The sequence below is a fragment of the Colwellia sp. BRX8-5 genome, from assembly GCF_014077325.1.
In the GTDB taxonomy this organism is placed as follows: Bacteria; Pseudomonadota; Gammaproteobacteria; order Enterobacterales; family Alteromonadaceae; genus Colwellia_A.
Window position 1 is genome coordinate 72,424 of record NZ_JACGVR010000015.1, and the last position, 23,804, is coordinate 96,227.

Genomic DNA, 23,804 nt, shown 5'->3' on the forward strand with positions numbered 1-23,804 from the left:
TTTCAGACTCTATTTTTATCGGCGTATGAATAGATTCACCAAAAGAGAAGTAGCACTTATCAAAAACAATCATTTACAAGATAATAATGGCGCATCTAAAGAACATCATCATACTGCGCAGCCATTAACTAAAGCCAGTAAAAGCTTCTCTATCGGAAAAGTTTTTAGCTCATTAGCTTTTAAAATTCCATTTGCTGGCTTTTCTTTATCACTCCTTATTGCTTTTGCGGTTGGCACTGTATTTTATATTGAAAGCCAGCAGTTGGTTAAAGAGCAGGCGTTTGATGAACTCAATATTAAAAGTAAAATTGTAAAACCATTAATAGCCTATTTCTATCGAGAAAGTGCCAACGACTCAATCTTCCTCAGTAAGACCGCGTCAATACAAGGTGTTATGGAGTCTATCAAATCTGATGATGAACAAAACCTGTTATGGCGGAAAAAATTACAGGGGATATTCAAAGAATTTATCAAAAACCAACCTATTTATAAAAATATAAGTTATTTAACAACAGAGAAACATGTTCGCAGTATTGTCAGTGTTGACCATGAAAATGACCAAGTGAAGGTCATTCCTTTTGAGCAATCTAGTCAAAATATAGCGCTTGATTCATTAAAAGCGGCATTATTAGTTAAAAAAGGTGAAGTGTATTTTTCAGAGATATATTATCAAAAAAATACTCAGGGCAAGCCTTTACAGAGTTCTTTATTTATCGCTACCCCTATTTATACGGCTGATAACGAACTTTTTGGCTCAATAACAATAGAAGTTGATTTTTCTTTATTTATTGAACGGCTTAAGGAAAATGCTTTAGAAAAAGTTACTTTTTATCTTGCTAATTCAGCGGGTGATTTTATTTATTTTCCAGCCGATCAAAAAGTTGATAAAAACAATATCAAGGTGATTGAAAAGTTTCCGTCGCTGAGTGTTATTTTTTCCTCAATACTCACTAGCGATAAGCTAGTGCAAGATAAAGAGATAGATGTTGATAATAAATTAGCCTATTACTCTACTGTTCAGTTTGCCGAATTTGGCCAAGTAAATCCATTACACTTAGTTATTGAAAATAAAAGTAATATTTATTTGCAATCATTAGAAAGTATGAAAAACCGGGCAATATTATTTAGCTTTATCTTAGCCATATTAAGTCTAGTGTTTTGTATTATGGCGTCTAAGCGGATAACACGTGCTTTGTTGTTGATGACTAAAGGTGTTGCCCAATTTGAAGAGCAGGGTGTTATCGGTAAGTTACCGGTGCAAGAAAATGATGAAATTGGCGCTTTAGCAAGAAGTTTTCAAAATTTATTAATGCAAATAGAGCAAAAGTCGATTGTCCAAAAAAGTGAAACAATACGTGCAGAAGATGCGTTAGCAAAGCTTTATTCTATTTTAAACTCAATTGCTGATGGTGTTATAAATATTGACGGGAAAGGTAATATTCTCGCTTTTAATCATGCGGCTGAAAAAATATTTGGCTATCAAACCAATGAGGTCCTTGGTAAAAACGCACTATTTCTAGTGCCCGTAGATAATACTATTAACCCAGTGGACGAATTTAAATGTTTTTTACAACATACTTCAAGTGAAGTAAAAGGCCGCACCCTTGAACTGACAGCATTAAGAAAAAATGGCGAAAAGTTCTTTATGCATTTAAGTGTCAGTAAAATAAATATTTCTGGTGATGTTGTTTTTACCGGATTAATACGTGATATCACTGAAAACAAGTTGTTGGCAGCAGAAAGTATCCGCAGTATTGAAGAAGCTAAAGATATGGCATGGCGTTTAAACTTTGCCTTGTCAGCCCCAAGAATAGGCGTTTGGGACTATGATATTCAAACAGGGCTAAGTCTTTGGGACAGTCGAATGTATGAATTGTTTGGTTATGATAAAGATTCAACAGTACCTACAGAAAAAATTTGGCGAACTGCTATACACATAGACGATCTTAAATTTGTCGAAGAACAATTTATCCGTGAAGTTAAGAAAGGCATAGTAATTAATTTTGAATATCGTATCACTTTGCCTGATGGAACTATTCGATATATTGAAACACATAGTCAAATGGTTAATCATAAAGATCAAAAAAACTTCAGAGTGGTGGGAACTCATCGTGATATAACCGAGCAAAAAAACTTAGGTACTTTAAAACAGGACGCTTTAGATATGGCAGAGCACGCTCTGTTGCTGCGCTCGCAGTTTCTTGCAAGTATGAGTCATGAAATACGTACCCCGATGAATGGCGTCTTAGGGATGTTAGGTTTACTTCAGCAAAGTAATATCGATAAACAACAAGCTCATCATTTGCAATTAGCCAGTTCAAGTGCTCAATCTTTATTATCTTTGATTAATGATATTTTGGACTTTTCAAAAATAGAGGCAGGAAAACTAGAACTTGAAATACTTGATTTTGATATTCGAAGTCAGCTTGGCGACTTTGCTGAGTCGATGGCGATAAAAGCGCAGGAAAAAGGCTTGGAATTGATACTGGATGTTTGCGGTGTTGAACAATCTTTAGTTAAGGGTGACCCTAGTCGTTTACGGCAAATACTGTCAAATTTAGTCAGTAATTCAATAAAATTTACCGAGACCGGTGAAGTACTCATTAAAGCCTCGATTAAGAAACATCAACATCAGTTGCAATTAACATGCAGCATATCAGATACGGGTATTGGTATTCCTGAAAATAAAATGATTACATTGTTTGATTCTTTTACCCAAGTAGACGCCTCTACTACACGAAAATATGGAGGTACAGGCTTAGGTTTGGCCATTGTTAAACAATTAGCCCAACTGATGTCAGGGGATATTAGCGTAACAAGTGCCGAAGGTCAGGGCAGTGTGTTTACTTTTACCATACTACTTAACGAAAGTGATAATTCTCAAATAGTCATGCCTCAGGTAGACATAAAAGGTAAGCAAATACTAATAGTTGATGATAATGCGACAAATTTGGCGGTATTAAAAGGACAGTTAGCTATTTGGGGGGCAGAGGTTACGCAAGCAAAGGATGGCGCTTGTGCTATCGAGCAGGTTGATAATCACCCGGTTGATTTTTTTGATGCGGCAATTCTTGATATGCAAATGCCTGGCATGGACGGCGTTACTTTAGGTGAGCGCTTGAAGGGTCATCGACATACACAAAAAACTAAACTTATTATGATGACGTCGATGAGTGATAGAGGAGATGCTAACTTTTTTGAACAACTCGGCTTTTCTGCGTATTTCCCCAAGCCAGCAACAACCGCAGATTTATTTGCTACGTTAAGTCTTGTTTTAGACGAAGAAGGCACTTTGAATGTCAATAAACCCTTTGTTACCCAACATAACGTGCATAAGTTAAAACATTCAAATGCTAATCGCGTCATTGCCAAAAAAACCCGCATCTTATTGGTTGAAGATAACCGTATTAACCAAGTGGTCATTTTAGGTGTACTAGCCAATATTGGTTTGTCAGCTGATGTTGCTGGTAATGGTATCGAAGCCCTGGCTGCTTTAGATTCTTCACCAGACGATTCTCCCTACCAAATCATTATTATGGACTGTCAAATGCCTGAAATGGACGGCTACGATGCAACAAAAGCAATAAGGGCAGGAAAGGCTGGTGTTGTTCATCGTAACATTCCAATTATTGCCATGACTGCCAATGCGATGAAAGGTGATAAAGAAAAATGTTTAGCGGCAGGCATGAGTGATTACGCGACTAAACCGGTAGATACCGATATTTTACTTAAAAAAATATCGGCATGGGTTGGGCTAGATAGCTTTGAAACCGTGTCTGATGATAACAGTAACGAGATTGTAGAGCCCCTAACCCAGACTAGCCATGGTGATAACTCCAAAAGTAGTCATTCAAAGACAAATGAAGATATCATTTGGGATAAAACAGGTTTTTTAAAGCGTATTAGAAATAATGACAAATTAAGTAAACAGCTTATCAGTTTATTTATTGAGGATATGCCTGCGCTTAAAAATGAGTTAGCTATCGCTATGGAAAATAAATTATTTGATGATATTATAGCTTTAGCACATAAAGTTAGTGGTTCGTCAAAAAATTTAGGTGGCATTAATCTTGGAAAATTAACGCGACAAATTGAACAATCGGCTAGAATAAAAAATAGCGTTGAATTGTTATCGCTTCAAAATGATTTATCAAGGGAATATGATTTGTTAATTAATATCTTACAAAAACACCTAACAGCTAAAGATGACGAATAAGCCTTCCAATGGGAATAAACTATGAATACAAAGAAAAAATATAACATTCTCGCTGTTGATGACGCTAAAGACACGCTCATGCTATTAGAGTTTGATTTAGGTGAAGAAGGTTATAATGTGTTTACCGCCGAATCTGGAGAAAAAGCCTTAGAGGTTTTAGAAGAGCAAGCGATAGACCTCATTTTATTAGATATGTATATGCCGGGTATCTCAGGCTTAGAGATGTTACACAAATTAAAAAATCATCCTATTATTTTCAATACGCCGGTCATTATGTTATCGGCTTCAGATGATGAAGATCAAATTGTTGCTGCTCTAGAATTTGGCGCAGATGACTACGTAACTAAACCTTATATTCCGAAAGTGTTATTGGCTAGAATACGAACCTCGCTGCGGCTTTTAGAGAAAACTTTAGAGCTAGAGTCTCTAGCTAATACAGACTTCTTAACCGGTATTCGTAACAGAGGCGCTTTTGAAGACTTAGCGGGTAAAGCGATTAGCCAAGCAAAACGCACTAATAAACCACTTGCTGTGGCAATGCTCGATATAGATTTTTTTAAAGCGGTTAACGATAATTATGGTCATGATACCGGTGATAAAGTCCTAGTTGAATTTGCTGATATCATCTGCGATTGTTTTCGAGATAATGATATTATTGGTCGAGTTGGTGGCGAAGAATTTGCGATATGTATGGCAAATACCTCTGCAGAGAATGCGCTTGTTGCCTGCGAACGCTTAAGAGAAAGAGTAGAACATAGTAAAATATATATTGATGATACTAATGATGAAAAGGTGTCTGTAACAGTCAGTATTGGCTTATCATTAGGCAAGGGCGATGAGATGAACTTAGAAGGCTTATTAAAAGAAGCGGATCTTAGCCTATATGAAGCAAAGCACAGTGGTAGAAATAAAGTGAAGGTGCATCAAGAATCAAATACGGTTGCCGCTGAGGGTATTATCGATGAGTTACCGGTGACCAGTGAAGACGAATATCCAGGTATTGATGCTGAAATAGGTATTGGTAATGTGCTTGGAGATGAAGATCTTTTTGCTGAAATACTGGTGATGTTTTATGAAGACCATTCAAAAGACAGTGAAAAGATTCAACAAGCGATCAGTACTGATGATCAAACTGCTTGTAAACACTTAGTACATACCTTAAAAGGTGTTTCTTGCTCAGTAGGAGCTATGCAACTGTTTGAATTGACTAAAGCGCTAGATGAAGCGGTAAGTGTCGAAGATACTGCGCGTTATCAACAATTGTATCAACCGGTTGCCGCAGAGTTAACTAAGGTTTTAGGCGGTATAGAAGTTAGGTTAAGCGCGCAATTATAAATATAAGACTAATAGATGTTGATGATGAGTGACGGGTATATTTGTCGCTCAACATCTATACACGTTGATTCTCCAATCTTTAAAGACCCGTTAATAATGCTAGTATTAAGTTATTCAACGATAAGTTTGATGTCACTCTTTGGCACACAACAGCAAGAGAGCACTTCTCCATCGCCAATAAAAGCGAGTGGCTCTCCTTGAGGGTAGCTAATTTCGCCTTCAACTAAGGTTACTCGACACGCCCCACAAAAACCGTCACGACAATGATAATGCACTTCCACATTAGCCTTTTCTAAACACTCTAGTAAACTTTTATCGTTGGCTTGAAAGGTAATGGTTTTATTATCGACAAAAATACGATGAGCTTTCTTACTTTCAGACAATTTTTGCGGGCACATAGCCATATCATTAGCACTTTTCATTTAAAAAGGCTTAAACGCAAAATGTGCTAATGATGTGATAAGAAAGCATGATAATCGCTTCTTTATCTGGAGGTTAAAACCATTAAAGGTCAAAGCCATCAAAATCATCACTTGATACAGAAGAGTCGACTTGACCAACTAAGTAACTCGATATCTCTGTTTCTTGTGGAGCGACCTGAACATTGTCTGATACTAAGTAAGCATTCATCCATGGTAATGGGTTACTTTTTATATCAAAGGGTGCATCAAAACCAATAGCCGTTAAGCGTTGATTACTAATGTACTCAATATATTGATTTAATATTGCCGCATTCAAGCCAATCATTGAACCGTCTTTGAATAGGTACTGAGCCCATTCTTTTTCTTGTTCAACAACATCAAGAAATATCTGTAATCCTTGCTCTTTCATTTCTTGAGAAATGATTTTCATTTCAGGATCATCTCTACCGGATAACCAGTTATTTAAAATATGTTGAGTACCGGTTAAATGCAAAGCTTCATCTCGAGCAATAAGCTTAATAATTTTTGCGTTACCTTCTAATAACTCACGCTCGGCAAAAGCAAATGAACAGGCAAAGCTGACATAAAAGCGAATGGCTTCTAAAGCGTTGACCGAACAAACAGCCAAGTATAAGCGCTCTTTAAGCTTGCGAGTTGATACTTCAATCATTTCACCATCGACTTCATAGGTACCGTCACCTTGTGACTGGAGTAGTTGTGTGGTGATGATCACGGCATCAAAGTATTTAGAAATACTGGATGCACGCTTTAAAATAGCTGGGTTAACAACGATGTCGTCAAATATTTCACTTGGATCTGAAAACAAGTTTCTCAAAATATGCGTGTAAGAGCGAGAATGAATGGTTTCACTGAAAGCCCAGGTTTCTATCCAAGTTTCTACTTCTGGTAATGAAACCAGCGGTAAAAACATCGCATTCACCGAGCGTGCTGCCATAGAATCAAGCAAAGTTTGATATTTTAGGTTGGAAATGAAAATATGCTTTTCTGAAGGCGTTAAACTTTGCCAATCAGATCTGTCTTTTGATACATCAATTTCTTCAGGACGCCAAAAAAACGATAACTGTTTTTCAATAAGTTTTTCAAAGGCGATAAAACGTTGTTGGTCATATCGTGAGACATTGACACTGTTACCTAAAAACATTGGCTCGAGTAGCGCATTATTAGGAACTTGATTAAACGTGGTGTAGGACATCTATTACTCCTTGATAACACGCATGAAAGTCACAGCCTGTTATCGAAATTTTGTTTTTAAAAATTATAGGTATGACTGATTATGCTGAAAGCTCCATTGTTAAAAAACAATGAAGCTTTTTTTTGTGCGCACAATTAAATTTTACATGCGCCGCCTTCACAGTCTTCTTCTTCTAATCCGAGCATATTCTCAGACGCACCATCACGGGTGTTATGGTAATACATGGTTTTAACGCCTAATTTATAAGCGGTTAAAATATCCTTTAAGATTTGCTTCACCGGTACTTTTCCGCCTTCAAAGCGTGCAGGGTCGTAGTTAGTATTTGCAGAGATGGTTTGGTCAATAAACTTCTGCATGATACCCACTAGCTGCAAGTAACCTTCGTTATTTGGAATATTCCAAAGTAACTCATAGTTACCCTTTAATCTTTGATATTCAGGTACAACCTGTTTTAAAACACCATCTTTACTAGCCTTTATACTGATTAAACCTCTTGGTGGTTCAATTCCATTTGTAGCATTTGAAATTTGTGATGAAGTTTCAGATGGCATTAACGCGGAAACCGTTGAATTTCTTACGCCATGTGTCTTGATACTCTCTCGCAAAGTTTCCCAGTCAAGATGAAGGGGTTCACCGGTAATGTCGTCAATGGTCTTTTTATAAGTATCAATCGGTAAAATACCTTGTGATAAACGTGTCTCATTAAATTTAGGACAAGCGCCTTTTTCTTTTGCTAATTCATTTGATGCTTTCAATAAATTAAATTGAATGGCTTCAAAGGTACGGTGAGTTAAATTGTTAGCACTGCCATTTGAATAATACACGCCGTTTTTAGCTAAGTAATAAGCATAGTTTATTACGCCTATACCTAATGTTCTTCTGCCTATAGTGGCATTGTAAGCAGCTGGCATCGGGTAGTTTTGATAATCAAGTAAACTATCAAGCGCTCGAACTGCAAGGTCTGATAAACCTTCTAATTCATCTAAGCTTTCTATTGCGCCTAAGTTAAAGGCTGACAAAGTACAAAGGGCAATTTCGCCATTTGGATCATTAATATCATTCATTGGTTGTGTCGGTAGCGCAATCTCTAAACACAAATTACTTTGGCGTATTGGTGCTTGTTTCGGATCGAATGGGCTGTGCGTATTACAGTGATCAACATTCTGTAAATAAATTCGACCTGTGCTGGCACGCTCTTGAGCAAATAAGGTGAATAACTCAATAGCTTTAATGCATTTTTTACGAATTGAATCATCAGCTTCATATTTTACATACAAGGCTTCAAATTTCTCTTGGTCTTCAAAAAAAGCATCATAAAGGCCAGGAACATCGCTCGGGCTAAAGAGAGTAATAGACTCTCCTTTGATTAAGCGTGTGTACATAAGCTTATTGAATTGCACGCCATAATCTAAATGACGGACACGATTTTCTTCAACACCTCGGTTATTTTTAAGGACCAGTAAGCTTTCAACTTCTAAATGCCAAAGTGGGTAGAATAACGTAGCTGCGCCGCCTCGAACTCCCCCTTGTGAACAACTTTTAACAGCCGTTTGAAAATGCTTGAAAAACGGAATACAACCGGTATGAAAGGCTTCACCATTACGTATCGAACTACCTAAAGCGCGAATACGGCCAGCATTGATGCCAATGCCTGCTCGTTGTGAAACATATTTAACAATAGAGCTAGAAGCCGCGTTTATTGAGTCTAAACTGTCACCACATTCAATTAATACACAAGATGAAAATTGACGAGTAGGCGTACGTACCCCTGCCATAATAGGTGTAGGTAACGATATTTTGAAGGTTGAAATCGCGTGATAAAAACCTTCAACATATTTTAAACGTGTTTCAACAGGATATTTAGCAAATAAACAAGCGGCCACTAAGATATATAAAAACTGAGCACTTTCGTAAATTTCACCCGTTACCCGGTTTTGGACAAGGTATTTACCTTCTAATTGTTTGACTGCGGCGTAACTAAAGTCTAAATCGCGAGGATGAACAAGAAATTTTTCCATTTGTTCAAACTCTGCTTCGCTGTAATCAGCTAGAAGATGTTCATCATATTTACCATTTTCTACCATACTAACAACATGGGTAAATAATTTAGGCGGCTCAAATTGGCCGTAGGCTTTTTTACGTAGATGAAAAATAGCCAAACGTGCTGATAAATACTGATAATCAGGTGTCTCTTCTGAAATAAGATCAGCGGCGGCTTTAATGATAGTTTCATGAATGTCAGCAGTCTTGATACCGTCGTAGAATTGAATATGAGATTTCAACTCAACTTGTGACACCGAAACGTTATCAAGGCCTTCAGCAGCCCAAGTGATAACTTGATGAATTTTTTCTAAATCGATGAGTTCTTTTTTGCCGTTACGCTTACTTACAAAAAGATTATTAGTCATGAAGAGCCTGTCATTTATTAATTATGCTGGTCGCTTTATTTACCTAACGTTGTCAACTAAAGAAAACGTTAAGTGAACACTTATCAGTATTATATTTCCCTAAAATGTAAATTAGCACAAAAAAACATCTGAACAACAAATACACTATATATAGGGGTTTTCTAAAAACTGATCACAAGATAATGAGGTTTGGCTGTTTTTGCAAGTGATAAAAAGCATAGTTTTTAATAACTTTCTTTAGAGTAAAAGTTCAGTTAGTAACGACTAACTTAGTAGTGCTTTTTATTTTTGATATTACAAAAACGCAACGTTTATTTTAATTAATTTTTGTGGGTAATTTATTTTTAAATAAAATTACCCGTTTATTGGTTGTTTTTGTCAGCTAAAACTTAATTTCTAATAAAAACAACACGTTGCTTTTTTTTAAGCAGGAAGGGCACTAAATGAACAATAATGCTGATATAGACTGTTTAGGTTAAGCGTTACGATGACAACTTGTATAAAGTTTATCCGCTAGTTATTAGTAGATCATAAGAGCGGTTGGTCCACACAAAAATATATACATTAATAAGTGGGGTTATTGCTTTTTTATTATACTTTGGCTGGTGAAATACTCTTTTAAGAAGTTAAGTAATAAGCGCAGCTTTTTGGAATTGGCTGTACCAGGCGGGAATACACCAAAGACATTAATGTCGCTAAAAGCATAATCATCTAGCACTGTTTCTAAAGTGCCTGCTTTTATTTTTGGCCAAGCATCGTAAATAGGAATACGGCCCAGACCATGTCCTGCTTCAACAAAGGCAGTACGTGCGGCGGCATTATTGGTACTAATACTGCCTTTTGTGGTGACACTGAACGAACGACTGCCCTTAGTCAAGGTTAACACTCCAGAGGTTAATTTATAAATAACCCATTGGTGGTCGCTTAAATCAGCCGGTTTAGTGGGGCGGCCAAATTGCAGAAAATATTCAGGTGCGCCACAAAGGCATGTTTGTAGCGTCGCCAGTTTAGTTGCTTGTAAACCAGAGTCAGGTAAGGGGGCACCGCGAATCGCTAAATCGATACCTTCTTTCATAATATTAACGACCTCATCAGTTAACATCACATCGAGTGCTATTTTGGGGTAAATTTTTTTAAATTCGTTCAGCGCCGGCACAACGGTCTGCAAACCAACATTTACCGGGCACGTTATTTTAAGTAAGCCGATAGGTTCATTTTTGAAATTTTCAATTTGCTGATTAGCGGCACTGGCTTGCTCAGCAATAACTCGACAGCGTTCATAATAGGCTTGACCCGCTTCGGTCAGGTTAATCGCACGTGTTGAACGATTAAGTAACTTTACCTCGAGCTGCGCTTCAAGCTTCTTCAAATGATAACTTACTACTGCTCTTGATAGTCCTAAATGTTTAGCGGCTGCACTTAAGCTACCTTGTTCAATGACTTGAGCGAATACAACCATACTTTTGAGTTGTTCAAATGAGATATCCATAACAGCACCTATTGAGGTAATAACCAGTTAATCATTTACTTTGCTAATCATTGTATCAATTATTGATACAATGATGTCAGTTTTATCTGCATTGTTCATTTTTGTTCTTAGGCATATACTAGCTACATTGAATAAACGAACACCTAAACTCACTTATATAACCAAACGGATGAATGATAATGACTAAACAAATATTAATGGTACTTACTTCACATGATGAGCTTGGTAACACAGGCCAAAAAACCGGTTTTTGGGTTGAAGAATTTGCCGCCCCTTATTATGCTTTTATCGATGCTGGTGTCGAAGTTACTTTAGCAACACCTAAGGGTGGACAAGCACCAATAGACCCAACCAGCACACTTGAAGACTTTCAAACAGCTGCGACAGACCGTTACGATGCAGATAGCGAAGCACAAGCTAAAATCGCTAATACGCTAATATTAGCTTCTGTTAATGAAGCTGACTTTGATGCAGTATTTTATCCTGGTGGTCATGGTCCATTATGGGATCTTACCGACAATACTGACTCAATTACCTTGATTGAAAACTTTCTTAACGCCGGAAAAGCTGTTGCAACAGTTTGTCATGCAAGCGCTGCCTTGTTAAATGTAAAACAACCTTCTGGTGATTTTGCTGTTAAAGGCAAAGCCGTAACCGGTTTTACTAACAGTGAAGAAGAAGCGGTTCAACTAACTGAAGTTGTGCCATTTTTAGTAGAAGATGAATTGATTAAACGTGGCGGCGAATACCAAAAGGCTCAAGATTGGCATGCCTTTGCAATTCAAGATGGCCTCATTATTACCGGTCAAAACCCAGCTAGCTCGGCATTAGCCGCTGAAAAATTATTAACTCACCTTTCAGCATAGTTACTTAGAACAGACAACTCGATTAGCTAACCTGTTTAGCTAATCGATTTAACGCTTTACCTTTAAGGACATATAAATGTTAAATTTTAATTTTCAAAACCCAACTAAAATTAATTTTGGGCCGGGAGAAATTCAAACCATTTCAAAAGAAATACCATTAGATGCAAGAGTACTCATTGTTTACGGTGGAGGTTCAATCAAAGGTAATGGTGTTTATAAGCAAGTTATTGATGCGCTTAAAGAGCACACTTACTTTGAATTTTCAGGCATTGAACCTAACCCAACTTACGACACTTTAATGAAAGCGCAAACGATCATCAAAGCTGAAAATATTGATTATTTACTTGCTGTTGGCGGTGGCTCTGTTGTTGATGGCGCTAAATTTATTGCCGCTGCGGCATTATTTGAAGGTGATGACCCTTGGGATATTCTTGCCAAACAGCAAGCGTTCACTAAAGCTTTACCCATTGGCGCGGTGTTAACTTTACCTGCCACTGGCTCAGAAAGTAATGGTAATTCCGTGGTAACACGAGACGGTAATAAGCTCCCTTTTTCTAGTCCTTTAGTGCGTCCATTATTTGCGGTGTTAGACCCAAGTGTGACCTTCTCATTATCAGATCGTCAAATTGGTAATGGTGTTGTTGATGCTTTTATTCATACCATTGAACAGTACTTAACTTACAGCGTTAATGGCAAAGTACAAGACAGGTTCAGTGAAGGTTTATTACAAACCTTAATTGAAGAAGGACCTAAAGCCTTAGCCCCGGCAACTAAAGATGATTTAGACGTTAGAGCAAATATTATGTGGTCGGCCACTATGGCACTAAACGGTCTTATTGGTGCTGGAGTACCACAAGATTGGTCAACACATATGATAGGCCATGAATTAACAGGTGCCTTTGGTATTGACCACGCTCGAACCTTATCTATTGTGTTACCTGCCGTGATGAAAGTACGTCGTGAGCAAAAGCGTGAAAAATTACTTCAATATGCAACACGTGTTTGGCAGATAACTGAAGGTGATGATAATGCACGTATTGATCAAGCTATCCGTTTAACAGAAGAGTTTTTTGAAAAGATGCAGGTACCAACGCGCTTATCTCACGTTGATCTTGGTAGCGCTGATATTGATTCCCTTGTCGAACGATTAGAGCAACATGGCATGACAGCACTAGGTGAAAACAGTGATATTACTCTAGCAATAAGCCGAGAGATTTTAACGCAAGCCTTGTAAAGATAAAATAAAAATGAGTGGCTTGTTTAATTGACACGCTGCACTTATTGATAAAAGGTCGATATATTTCTCTTATATTGGCCTTTTTTAATCCCAACACACTTAGCGCTTTTACTGGCTCTTTACAGGAGTAACTCTTATGACTCAAACAACAGATATCAATCGCCAAATGGTGCTAGCATCAAGACCCGTTGGCGCGCCAAAAGCAGAAAACTTCAATCTCGTTACTAGTAATAAACCCATCCCTCAAGCTAACGAAGTATTACTTCGTACGGTTTTTCTTTCACTCGACCCTTATATGCGAGGGCGAATGAATGATGCTAAGTCTTATGCCGATCCCGTCGCTTTAAATGCAGTGATGGTGGGTGGAAGTGTTTGTCGAGTAGAAGAGTCAAATCACAATGATTACACAAAAGGTGATTGGGTTGTCGCTTTTGGTGGCTGGCAGGATTATAGCGTTATTCATGGTAGTGAATTGCTCAAGCTTGATAATGATACGGTTAACCCGTCTCATGCCTTAGGTGTTTTGGGTATGCCTGGGCTAACGGCTTACATGGGTTTATTGGATATCGGTCAACCAAAAGCAGGTGAAACGGTAGTCGTTGCTGCGGCAACAGGAGCGGTTGGAAGTTTAGTGGGTCAAATAGCTAAATTAAAAGGCTGTAAAGTGATCGGTATTGCTGGCGGTGAGACTAAATGTACCTATGCAGTTGACAGTTTAGGGTTTGATCATTGTCTTGATCATAAAAGTGATGATTTAGCTGAGCAATTAGCGGCCGTTTGTTCATCAGGGATTGATGTCTATTTTGAAAACGTTGGCGGTAAAGTCTTTGACGCTGTTATGCCACTATTAAATAGCTGTGCCCGTATTCCTTTGTGTGGCTTAATTTCTCAGTACAATGCGACAGAATTACCTAGTGGACCTGACAGACTTTCTTCATTGATGGGAACATTACTTGTTAAGCGTATAAAAATGCAAGGCTTTATTGTCTTTGATGATTATGGTCATCGTTATAACGAGTTTAGCGAGCAAATGGTAAAATGGTTAATAGCAGGTGAGATTAACTATAAAGAGCATTTAATTGCCGGGCTAGAAAATACAGTAAATGCTTTTATTGGTTTATTAGAAGGTGAGAATTTTGGTAAGTTAATTGTGCGAGTAGGCCCTGACAATATTGACTAACAGTTAACCAAGCTCTACTTTATTATGGGTGTTTTATTAAGAAAAAAGCCACGGTTGAGTGGCTTTTTTATGTGTTGGTTATAGCAAGTTAAGGACCTATATCACTGGATTTAAACCGTTACTTTATTCGCGTTTGGCTTAACATTATTACAGTAATGATAAGATATCTAAGGGGGTTTCAGCGTGATAGTCCGCTTGCCAGTTTTTACAATCTTCACCAGCGATAATATAGCCCCACTTTGCAATGACGGTAGTTGCTTGAGCACTATTGCCGGCTTCAATATCACGCAAAGCGTCTCCGACATACAAACATAGCTCACTTGGCACTGATATTTGTTCACAAGCTTTGAGGATAGGCTCTGGGTGTGGTTTTCGGTTGGTGAAAGTATCACCACCAACCAGTGATAAACATTTTTCGAATTCACTATAATAAGGCAATAATAGTCTTGTTAAACCTTCTGGCTTATTCGTGACAACACCCCAAGGAATGTTTCGTTCATTCAACGTCAACAGTAATTGAGCTACGCCAGGATAAAGACAGGTATGTACCGCAATATTTTCTTGGTAATAAGCGAGAAATTCCGCACGTAACACTTCGTAATCATAGTTTTTCAAAGCTTGTGCAAAACCCAGTGTTAATAACCCTAATGCGCCATCAGAAGCGATTGGACGATAATCTTCACGGGCTACTTCTGCTAAGTTATATTTTCGTAAAACGTAGTTAAGTGCAGCACCTAAATCATTGGCGGTATCTAATAAGGTACCGTCAAGATCAAATAATACCCCTGAAATTTTAGTATTTTGCAATGTACTTTCCCTTATTTATATTTTTTGACAACAAAGAATATAATTCACATCTAGTGATGAAATAAGTTTGTGATTCTCTGTCAGCGGGTTGTAATGAATGCCTGCGGCATCAATGCATTTGAGATCAAATGATTCAGCCCAGCCAATTAAGGTCGATGGACGAATAAAACTTTTGTGGTCGTGTGTACCGTCAGGGACTATTTTAAGGACTTTTTCGGCGGCAACAATAGCCAATAAATATGACTTTATTGATTTGTTTAAGGTTGAAAAGAAGACATAACCGCCGGGTTTTACCATTTGAGCGCAAGCTTCTATAATTGAAGCGGGATCGGGTACGTGCTCAAGCATTTCCATACAAGTGACTACATCAAATTTTTCGGGTTGCTCAATCGCTTTGTCTTCGGCAGGTATTTTTTGATAATTGACCGTTAATCCACTCTCCAGCGCATGTAATCTTGCTACATTTAATGGTTCTTCGCCGAGGTCAATCCCAGTAACATCGCCACCAAGTTTGGCTAAACTCTCAGCTAAAATACCCCCACCACAGCCAACATCAATAATTTTTTTACCAAAAATGTCGCCGACATGCTGACAAATAAATTGTCGTCGAATAGGGTTTATTTGATGCAATGGTTTAAAATCACCATCAAGGTCCCACCACTGGCTTGCAACCTTTTCAAATTTGGCAATTTCTTCTTCATTTACGTTAACAGCTTTAGTGTTGTTAGTTGTCGACATTACATTTTCATTATTTTAATCAATTATTGTCAGTAATTCTAAACTAAAGTAAATGGTTCGCCTAGTACTGAACGTTGAGTTTGTTATCCTCGTTAAAAGTGGATAAGTCATATGCTAATGCAGACGAGCCAAGGCTGAGAAAAGTAGGGCACATTAAGACTTTTTATCGCTACTATCTTACTCACTACTGATTTTTATCGGCTATAAATACCCTTGATTTAAGCCTTTATCCACTAACATCGAGCAGTAAAAAGAAAGTTTAATATTATAACTCGTTGCTTTTTATGTAATTATCACTCTTATTGTTGTTTCTTTTATTTAACATTTAAATAACATGCTTGTAATATATTAAACCTTGATGTTATGGTCATTGCTGCTTCGATAATGATGTATCACTCTCATTTGAAATTCCCCCAGCAAAAAAATAATAATTAAAATTAACTTAATAGGTAGGAATATAGATGTCGAATAAGATAACAAAGAAATCATTAATATTGACCACTGCTAGTATATTGTCGGTATCAATATCGACAGCACTTTACGCTGCCCAACCGCTTAGCGTACAAAACGCAGATAATGTATTATCTGAAGTGACCAGTTCACCTTTACCCAAACGCTTTATTATCAAATACAAGCAAGCAGCTAATAACCAAGCAGCCAGCAATCAAGCAACGAGTTTCATTGGTAGCCAAAACGCCTTTGTTCGTCTTGCCGCTGTTAAGGAAAAATTAAAGAAATTGCGGGTCAATGTTAAAGCCGAATTTCCAGATGTAAATATGATCAGTGCTGAGCTATCTTCATCACAAGCGATGAATTTAGCGATGGACGATAATGTCGAATACGTAGAAGAAGATCTACCACGTCGCTTTATGGCACAAACGGTGCCTTATGGTATTGGTATGGTTCAAGCCGATCAAGTTGACGATATGATTGCTTCTGCCAATGCTGGCGGTAAGAAAATATGTATTATTGATTCAGGTTTAGACCTACCTCATGAAGACATGGGGGCACAAGGAGGCACAATAACTGGCACAAGCAATAGTGGTACAGGTAACTGGTATGATCAAGGTGGTCCACACGGTACTCACGTAGCAGGAACAATTGCCGCGCTTAACAATGGTATTGGTGTTCGCGGTGTTATTGGCACCGATCCTAATTTGCACATTATAAAAGTATTTAATGCCGCGGGCTGGGGATATTCTTCAACACTTGTTAGTGCTATTAATGATTGTGTCAGTAACGGCGCAGACGTTATTAATATGAGCTTAGGTGGTTCTGGTTCAAGTACCAGCGAACAAAATGGTATTCAAGCGGCCTATGATGCAGGCGTTTTACTTATAGCTGCAGCCGGTAATGATGGTGTTGCTACAGCAACTACTGATTTAGAAAGCTTTCCTGCTTCTTACGATGCAGTGATGTCAGTTGCTGCTGTTGACAGTAATAAAGCCTTAGCTGACTTTTCACAAAAAAATAGCCAAGTAGAGATATCTGGTCCAGGTGTTGATGTTTATTCTATTTATCCTGAAGGTTTAGGTTCAGTCGTTGAAGTATCTGTCGCTAATGTCGGTTATACCGCTAATGCGATGGAAAACCAAGGTCAAGCAACGGGTTCTCTCTATGATTTTGCCACGGGCGAAACTATAGATACAGGCGCTGCAGGTAGTGTTTGTTTAATTCAACGTGGCAATATTTCGTTTTACGATAAAGTTAAAGCTTGTCAAGACAGCGGGGGTGTAGGCGCAATTCTTTATAACAATGCACCGGGAAGCTTTGGTGGCACATTAGGTGACGCAAACGCAACCTCTATCCCAAGTGTTACCGTATCTGATACGGACGGCGCAGCGATGAAAAATAATATTGGCTTAAGCGCCAGTATAAATATTGGCGCGGGTAATTATGGCAAAATGAGTGGTACTTCAATGGCATCTCCTCATGTTGCTGGTGTTGCTGCCTTGGTGTGGAGTCATCACCCAAGCTGTACTAACGTTGAAATTCGTAACGTATTAAATAGTAGTGCACAAGATTTAGGTGCTGCGGGTCGCGATGTCAAATTTGGTTATGGTTTAGCCCAAACTAAAGATGCGATCGATTACATTACCGCGAATGGATGTGATGGCTCTGGCGGTGACACTGGCGGTGGTGGTGGAACAATACCAGATACTGTCCTTGAAAATGGTCAGGTTAAAACTGAGTTAACGGCTGCAACGGGTAATGATTTAGTTTTCACCATGGAAGTACCTGCTGGCGCAACAGATATTAATTTTGCTATGACAGGTGGTAGTGGTGATGCAGATTTATATGTGAAGTTTGGTGCTGAGCCAACCGACAGTGTTTACGATTGTCGCCCTTATAAATCAGGTAATGTTGAATCGTGTGCAAGTACGCAAGCCGGTGGCACTTACTACGTAAGACTTAAAGCCTATAGTGATTTTGCTGGTGTTAGTTTAACGGGGAGTTACACTGAACCTACTACGGGTGGTGGTAATACGATTAATCCGATTGATAGCACAATTAATAATGTTACTGTTGCAAGAAGAACATGGAAACGTTACACCCTTGACTTAGCCGATGGTTATGCCGATTTAACGGTTACACTTTCAGGTGGTTCAGGTGATGCAGATTTATATGTAACACAAGGTAAACAGTCAACAACGTCTGTTTATGATTGTCGTCCTTATAAAAATGGTAACAATGAAGCTTGTAACTTTACCGACCCAGCTAAAGGTGTATGGTATGTGGATATCTACGGTTATTCAGCAGCTTCAGGGATGACATTAAATCTACAAGCTACACCCAAATAACCTAAAGAAAGGGGCAACCCGTTCACTTTATGTTGATAAATAAAACCCTGCTTCGGCAGGGTTTTTTATTATGAGCAACCGAATCAATAGAACAATATAGCGACTTGGCGTAAAATGCATTGTAATTGTATCTTGATGTTGAGTAGCTATAGCGATAAATTATTGCTTAACAAGTAAGATGAGATAAACCCTAAGAGGTCATAATGAAATCAGTAGTAGAACAACTATCCACTTATAAAAGTGTCCATTTAAATAGAAAAAACATTAACAGCCACTTTATTGGTGTGCCGATGATTATTTGGTCAATTGCCTTATTACTGGCCAGTGTTTCCTTTGAAATTGAATCAACATTTATTAATAATTACTTAGGTATTGAACAGGTTAACTTTACTTTGGCAGGCATAGTACCGGTTATTGTGCTGTTTTATTATCTATTGTTATCGTTGCCACTGGCACTATTCGCGTTTATTTTATTTGGCCCTTTAATGTGGAGTGTTCATGAAGTTGTGACAGCAGAACATCATATTCTAATTGCTATCGGCGTTTTCGTTATTGGTTGGGTTATCCAATTTATTGGTCATCACTATGAAAAAGCAAAACCTGCTTTTCTCGATGATATTAATCAATTACTTATTGGTCCATTGTTTGTTATCGCTGAAGTTTATTTTTTACTTGGCTTGGGTAAAGTTTTAGATAAAACTATTACTGAAAAAGCGATTGCAAAACGCCGTGTTTTTGAACAACAAAAATCTTAACAATATTGAGGCAGATAAAATGCTGAACAATAAATAACCACTTGGGGATTTGTGACTTTTCAGCACGGCCATTTTTAGTGCTTTTTAGATAATAAAGCGGTATGGCATCTCATTAAAACTATGCTAGTATGCTGTGTTAATTAATAATTATAATTTCGAAAAAACTTTCAAAATTCTTGCTAAGTTAAGGGATACCATCGACTTATGACCGATTTGTCAAACAATGTTGTACCTGTCAATATTGAAGATGAGCTAAAAAATTCTTATCTAGATTACGCTATGAGCGTAATTGTAGGTCGTGCATTACCAGATGTACGAGACGGCTTAAAACCTGTTCATCGCCGCGTATTATTCGCGATGAATGTACTTGGTAATGACTTCAATAAACCTTACAAAAAATCAGCACGTGTTGTTGGTGATGTAATAGGTAAATACCACCCACATGGCGACACTGCCGTTTACGATACAATAGTACGTATGGCGCAACCATTTTCATTACGCTACATGCTAGTAGATGGTCAAGGTAACTTTGGTTCGGTTGACGGTGACTCTGCAGCAGCAATGCGTTATACCGAAATCAGAATGTCAAAAATAGCACATTCTATTTTAGCCGATCTTGATAAAGAAACGGTAGATTTTGTACCTAACTATGACGGTACTGAATATATACCTGTTGTTATGCCAACGCGTATTCCTAATTTATTAGTGAATGGTACCTCAGGTATCGCGGTAGGTATGGCAACCAATATACCTCCTCACAATTTAACAGAAGTGATAAACGGTTGTTTAGCACTGATTGAAAATAGTGATTTGACCTTTGAAGAGATATTAGAACATATACCTGGTCCTGATTTTCCGACAGCCGGTATTATCAGTGGTCGTGCCGGTATCGAAGAAGCTTACCGTACTGGTCGTGGCAAAATTAAAATTCGCGCCCGTGCCGATATCGAAGTTCATGAAACAACCGGTAAAGAAACGATTGTTGTTCATGAGTTACCTTATCAAGTAAACAAAGCGCGCCTTATCGAAAAGATGGCGGAGCTGGTAAAAGAAAAACGCCTTGAAGGTATTTCAGCGCTACGCGATGAGTCTGATAAAGACGGCATGCGCATGGTTATTGAAATTAAACGTGGAGAAGTCGGTGAAGTTGTTTTAAATAACTTGTACAAACTTACCCAAATGCAAGTTTCTTTTGGTTTAAATATGGTGGCGTTAACTAACGGCCAACCTAAATTATTTAATATCAAAGAAATGCTTGAAGAGTTTATCCTTCATCGCCGTGAAGTTGTTACTCGTCGTACTATCTTTGAATTACGTAAAGCACGTGAACGCGCGCATTTACTAGAAGGTTTGTCGATTGCATTAGCGAACATTGACCCGATTATTGAATTAATTAAAAATTCACCAACGCCAAGTGAAGCAAAAGAAAAACTGCTGGCTCGTGGTTGGGATTTAGGTAATGTTGCCGATATGCTCAGCGCCGCTGGTGATGACGCAGCACGTCCTGAATGGGTTGAAGAAGGTTTCGGTATTCAAGACGGTCAATACTTCTTAACTATGCAACAAGCACAAGCGATATTAGATCTTCGCTTACATAAGTTGACTGGTTTAGAACACGAAAAAATCTTATCTGAATACAAAGCATTACTCGATATTATCGCTGAGTTATTACATATATTAGGTTCGCCTGAACGTTTAATGGAAATTATTCGTGAAGAGCTAGAAACTATCCGTAATGATTTTGGTGATGAACGTCGTACTGAAATTACTAATGCTTCGCATGACTTATCGATGGAAGACTTGATCACAGAAGAAGATGTTGTGGTTACGTTATCGCATGAAGGTTATGTTAAATACCAAGTGTTAAGTGACTATCAAGCACAACGCCGTGGCGGTAAAGGTAAAGCAGCGACTAAGATGAAAGAAGAAGATTTCATTGAACGTTTACTCATTGCCAATACCCACGATACTATTTTGTGTTTCTCAGATCGCGGAAAACTCTACTGGTTGAAAGTATTCCAATTACCTTTAGCGAGTCGTACTGCTCGTGGCCGACCTATTGTTAATATTTTACCGCTTGATGCAGGTGAACGTATTACCGCAATATTACCGGTTCGTGAATATGCAGAAGACAAGTTTATTATCATGGCAACGGCTTCAGGTACTGTTAAGAAAACAGCACTTACCGCTTACAAAAACCAACGTGCTAACGGTATTATAGCCCTTAACTTACGTGATGATGACACCTTAATTGGCGTTGCTATTACCGACGGTTACAACGATATTATGTTGTTCTCGGATGCGGGTAAAGTTGTTCGTTTTAATGAGAAACTTCGTGACAGTGAAACGGGTGAAATTAAATTAGACGCAGAAACAGGTGAAGAACGCTGGGCATTAAAACCTATCGGACGAACCGGCACTGGTGTTCGTGGTATTAAGTTAGAAGGTGATCAAAAGGTTGTGTCACTTATTGTGCCAGTTAATGATGGCCCAATATTAACAATAACCGAAAATGGCTTTGGTAAACGTACCGCGTTAACGGAATACCCAGCGAAAAGTCGTGCGACTAAAGGTGTTGTTTCTATTAAAGTCAGCGACCGAAATGGCCCAGTAGTTGGCGCTGTTCAGGTTGAAGATTTAGATGAAATAATGCTTATCACTGATAACGGTACTTTAGTGCGTACTCGTGTTAATGAAGTCAGTGTTATTGGTCGTAATACTCAAGGTGTTCGTATTATTAGAACGGTTGAAGGCGAACATGTTGTTGCATTGCAACGTATTGACGAAATAGAAGAAGAAGACGTTCTCGAAGGAGCGGAAGAAACTTCTGAGCAGTTAATAGATTCGACAACTGACAGTACTTCAACAGAGGTATTGCCAGAAGCTGATAGTGATGAAGAACAACTCATCGAAAGTGATAACGAATAGTTACCGCTAAAAATTCAGTTTAAAGGGCGGCTAATCACCGCCCTTTTTATGTTCAGGACGAACGGTATGTCACGATCACATGGATGTGAATGAGTGACGATGTTCAGGACGAACGGTATTAAGCAAATGCAGGAGCATATCTCCATTTGATGAGCAGTCTTATTTTACCCAAGAGAATGTTGACCAAATTGATGTTTATAATAAAAATAATTAAAACAGTTTGACCAAGTGCATCGACAAACGTATTTAAAACTTTATAGAAGGTGTTGTGTTATATGTCTCAAGTATTTAACTTTTGTGCCGGTCCTGCGATGTTACCTGTAGAGGTAATGAAAAAAGCACAAGTGGAATTTGTCAATTGGCAAGATACCGGTAGTTCAGTGATGGAGCTGAGTCACCGCAGTAAAGAGTTTTTGGTAGTAGCAGCAAAAGCCGAAGCGGATTTACGTGATTTGATGGCAATACCAGAAAATTACAGTGTCTTGTTTTGTCATGGTGGTGGTCGAGGTCAATTTTCTGCGGTCCCTTTAAATTTACTACCAAAAGGCAAATCAGCCGATTATATTATTTCTGGCTCTTGGTCAAAAGCTGCCGCTGCAGAAGCTGAGCATTATGGTGAAATAAAGGCGATCAATGTTGTCAGTAAGGTTGAAGGCGAAACTCACGTATTATCAAGTAACGAGTGGGGCTTAAACCCTAACGCTGCCTTTGTACATTACTGCCCGAATGAGACCGTTGACGGTATCGAGATGTTTGATATTCCAGAAACTCATGGGGTGCCACTGGTTGCTGATATGTCGTCAACCATTTTGTCTCATGAAATTGATGTTAAAAAATTCGGTCTTATCTATGCCGGTGCGCAAAAAAATATTGGTCCCTCTGGTCTAACTATTGTTATTGTACGTAATGACTTATTAGGGAATGCTCAATTAACAACCCCGTCAATCATGAATTATCAGGTGTTAGCAAAGAACGATTCAATGTACAATACGCCGCCAACCTATGCATGGTATTTAGCCGGCTTAGTGTTTGAATGGTTAAAAGAGCGTGGCGGTGTTAAAGAAATTTCAAAGATAAACAAACAAAAAGCTGAGGTTTTATATGGTTATATTGATGAAAGCGCGTTTTATCAAAATCATATTGAAGCAAAGTATCGTAGTCTAATGAATGTTCCCTTTTGGTTAACAGATGAAAGCTTGAATGATGAGTTTTTAAAACAAGCAGAAGCGCAGGGATTAATGGCTTTAAAGGGTCATCGTATGGTGGGTGGTATGCGTGCCAGTATCTATAATGCTATGCCATTAGCAGGTATAACTGCGTTGGTTGCTTTTATGAAAGAATTTTCCGCTAAAAACAGCAAGTAATAACAGCAAGTAATAACAGGCAAAGTAATCGTTTTATCTTTGTTT

Annotated in this window: 15 protein-coding genes; 9 read left to right on the forward strand and 6 right to left on the reverse strand. The window is 38.3% G+C overall.

Features of this window, described 5'->3' with window-relative positions; translation table 11 throughout:
- Nucleotides 1-25: 25 nt before the first annotated feature.
- Both H4J62_RS11725 and H4J62_RS11730 read left to right on the forward strand, forming a co-directional pair.
- The gene (locus tag H4J62_RS11725) at nucleotides 26-4,216 is read left to right on the forward strand and encodes a response regulator (RefSeq protein ID WP_182215814.1); all 4,191 of its coding nucleotides are present in this window, start codon (nucleotides 26-28) and stop codon (nucleotides 4,214-4,216) included.
- A gap of 21 nt (nucleotides 4,217-4,237) precedes the next feature.
- Nucleotides 4,238-5,551: a diguanylate cyclase gene (locus H4J62_RS11730; RefSeq protein WP_182215816.1), complete on the forward strand. Its 1,314-nt coding sequence runs from the start codon at nucleotides 4,238-4,240 to the stop codon at nucleotides 5,549-5,551.
- A 110-nt stretch (nucleotides 5,552-5,661) separates the two neighbouring features.
- Here the strand turns inward: H4J62_RS11730 and yfaE are convergent, their stop codons facing one another.
- The 4 genes from yfaE to H4J62_RS11750 form a co-directional block, all read right to left on the reverse strand.
- Nucleotides 5,662-5,973, reverse strand: coding sequence for a class I ribonucleotide reductase maintenance protein YfaE (gene yfaE / locus H4J62_RS11735; RefSeq protein WP_259364623.1), 312 nt, complete (start codon nucleotides 5,971-5,973; stop codon nucleotides 5,662-5,664).
- 82 nt (nucleotides 5,974-6,055) lie between these two features.
- Nucleotides 6,056-7,186: a class Ia ribonucleoside-diphosphate reductase subunit beta gene (nrdB, locus tag H4J62_RS11740; protein ID WP_182215818.1), complete on the reverse strand. Its 1,131-nt coding sequence runs from the start codon at nucleotides 7,184-7,186 to the stop codon at nucleotides 6,056-6,058.
- 134 nt (nucleotides 7,187-7,320) lie between these two features.
- Nucleotides 7,321-9,594 (reverse strand): class 1a ribonucleoside-diphosphate reductase subunit alpha, encoded by a 2,274-nt coding sequence (gene nrdA, locus H4J62_RS11745; RefSeq protein WP_182215820.1) that lies wholly within the window; start codon nucleotides 9,592-9,594, stop codon nucleotides 7,321-7,323.
- Nucleotides 9,595-10,171: 577 nt separating this feature from the next.
- Complete coding sequence (locus H4J62_RS11750) at nucleotides 10,172-11,083, reverse strand: LysR family transcriptional regulator (RefSeq protein ID WP_070373843.1); 912 nt, start codon at nucleotides 11,081-11,083, stop codon at nucleotides 10,172-10,174.
- A 179-nt stretch (nucleotides 11,084-11,262) separates the two neighbouring features.
- Here H4J62_RS11750 and H4J62_RS11755 point away from each other — a divergent pair, with 179 nt between their 5' ends.
- The 3 genes from H4J62_RS11755 (at nucleotide 11,263) to H4J62_RS11765 (ending at nucleotide 14,366) form a co-directional block, all read left to right on the forward strand.
- Nucleotides 11,263-11,949: a type 1 glutamine amidotransferase domain-containing protein gene (locus tag H4J62_RS11755; protein ID WP_070373842.1), complete on the forward strand. Its 687-nt coding sequence runs from the start codon at nucleotides 11,263-11,265 to the stop codon at nucleotides 11,947-11,949.
- Nucleotides 11,950-12,025: 76 nt separating this feature from the next.
- A complete protein-coding gene (locus tag H4J62_RS11760; RefSeq protein ID WP_182215821.1) occupies nucleotides 12,026-13,183 on the forward strand; it encodes an iron-containing alcohol dehydrogenase in 1,158 nt (385 codons plus the stop codon).
- A 139-nt stretch (nucleotides 13,184-13,322) separates the two neighbouring features.
- A complete protein-coding gene (locus tag H4J62_RS11765) occupies nucleotides 13,323-14,366 on the forward strand; it encodes an NADP-dependent oxidoreductase (protein ID WP_182215823.1) in 1,044 nt (347 codons plus the stop codon).
- A gap of 147 nt (nucleotides 14,367-14,513) precedes the next feature.
- Here the strand turns inward: H4J62_RS11765 and H4J62_RS11770 are convergent, their stop codons facing one another.
- Both H4J62_RS11770 and ubiG read right to left on the reverse strand, forming a co-directional pair.
- Nucleotides 14,514-15,173: an HAD family hydrolase gene (locus tag H4J62_RS11770; RefSeq protein ID WP_220465306.1), complete on the reverse strand. Its 660-nt coding sequence runs from the start codon at nucleotides 15,171-15,173 to the stop codon at nucleotides 14,514-14,516.
- A 15-nt stretch (nucleotides 15,174-15,188) separates the two neighbouring features.
- The gene (gene ubiG / locus H4J62_RS11775; RefSeq protein WP_182215825.1) at nucleotides 15,189-15,911 is read right to left on the reverse strand and encodes a bifunctional 2-polyprenyl-6-hydroxyphenol methylase/3-demethylubiquinol 3-O-methyltransferase UbiG; all 723 of its coding nucleotides are present in this window, start codon (nucleotides 15,909-15,911) and stop codon (nucleotides 15,189-15,191) included.
- Between the two features lie 461 nt (nucleotides 15,912-16,372).
- On the opposite strand from ubiG, the gene H4J62_RS11780 reads away from it, so the two are divergent.
- The 4 genes from H4J62_RS11780 (at nucleotide 16,373) to serC (ending at nucleotide 23,759) form a co-directional block, all read left to right on the forward strand.
- A complete protein-coding gene (locus tag H4J62_RS11780) occupies nucleotides 16,373-18,712 on the forward strand; it encodes a S8 family serine peptidase (protein WP_182215827.1) in 2,340 nt (779 codons plus the stop codon).
- A gap of 203 nt (nucleotides 18,713-18,915) precedes the next feature.
- Entirely contained in the window at nucleotides 18,916-19,467 is a 552-nt protein-coding gene (locus H4J62_RS11785; RefSeq protein WP_182215829.1) for a DUF962 domain-containing protein, read from the forward strand.
- Between the two features lie 204 nt (nucleotides 19,468-19,671).
- Nucleotides 19,672-22,395 carry a DNA topoisomerase (ATP-hydrolyzing) subunit A gene (gene gyrA, locus H4J62_RS11790; RefSeq protein WP_182215830.1) on the forward strand — a complete coding sequence of 908 codons (2,724 nt, stop codon included), beginning with the start codon at nucleotides 19,672-19,674 and terminating at the stop codon, nucleotides 22,393-22,395.
- 275 nt (nucleotides 22,396-22,670) lie between these two features.
- Nucleotides 22,671-23,759, forward strand: coding sequence for a 3-phosphoserine/phosphohydroxythreonine transaminase (gene serC / locus H4J62_RS11795; protein ID WP_182215832.1), 1,089 nt, complete (start codon nucleotides 22,671-22,673; stop codon nucleotides 23,757-23,759).
- Nucleotides 23,760-23,804: the final 45 nt, after the last annotated feature.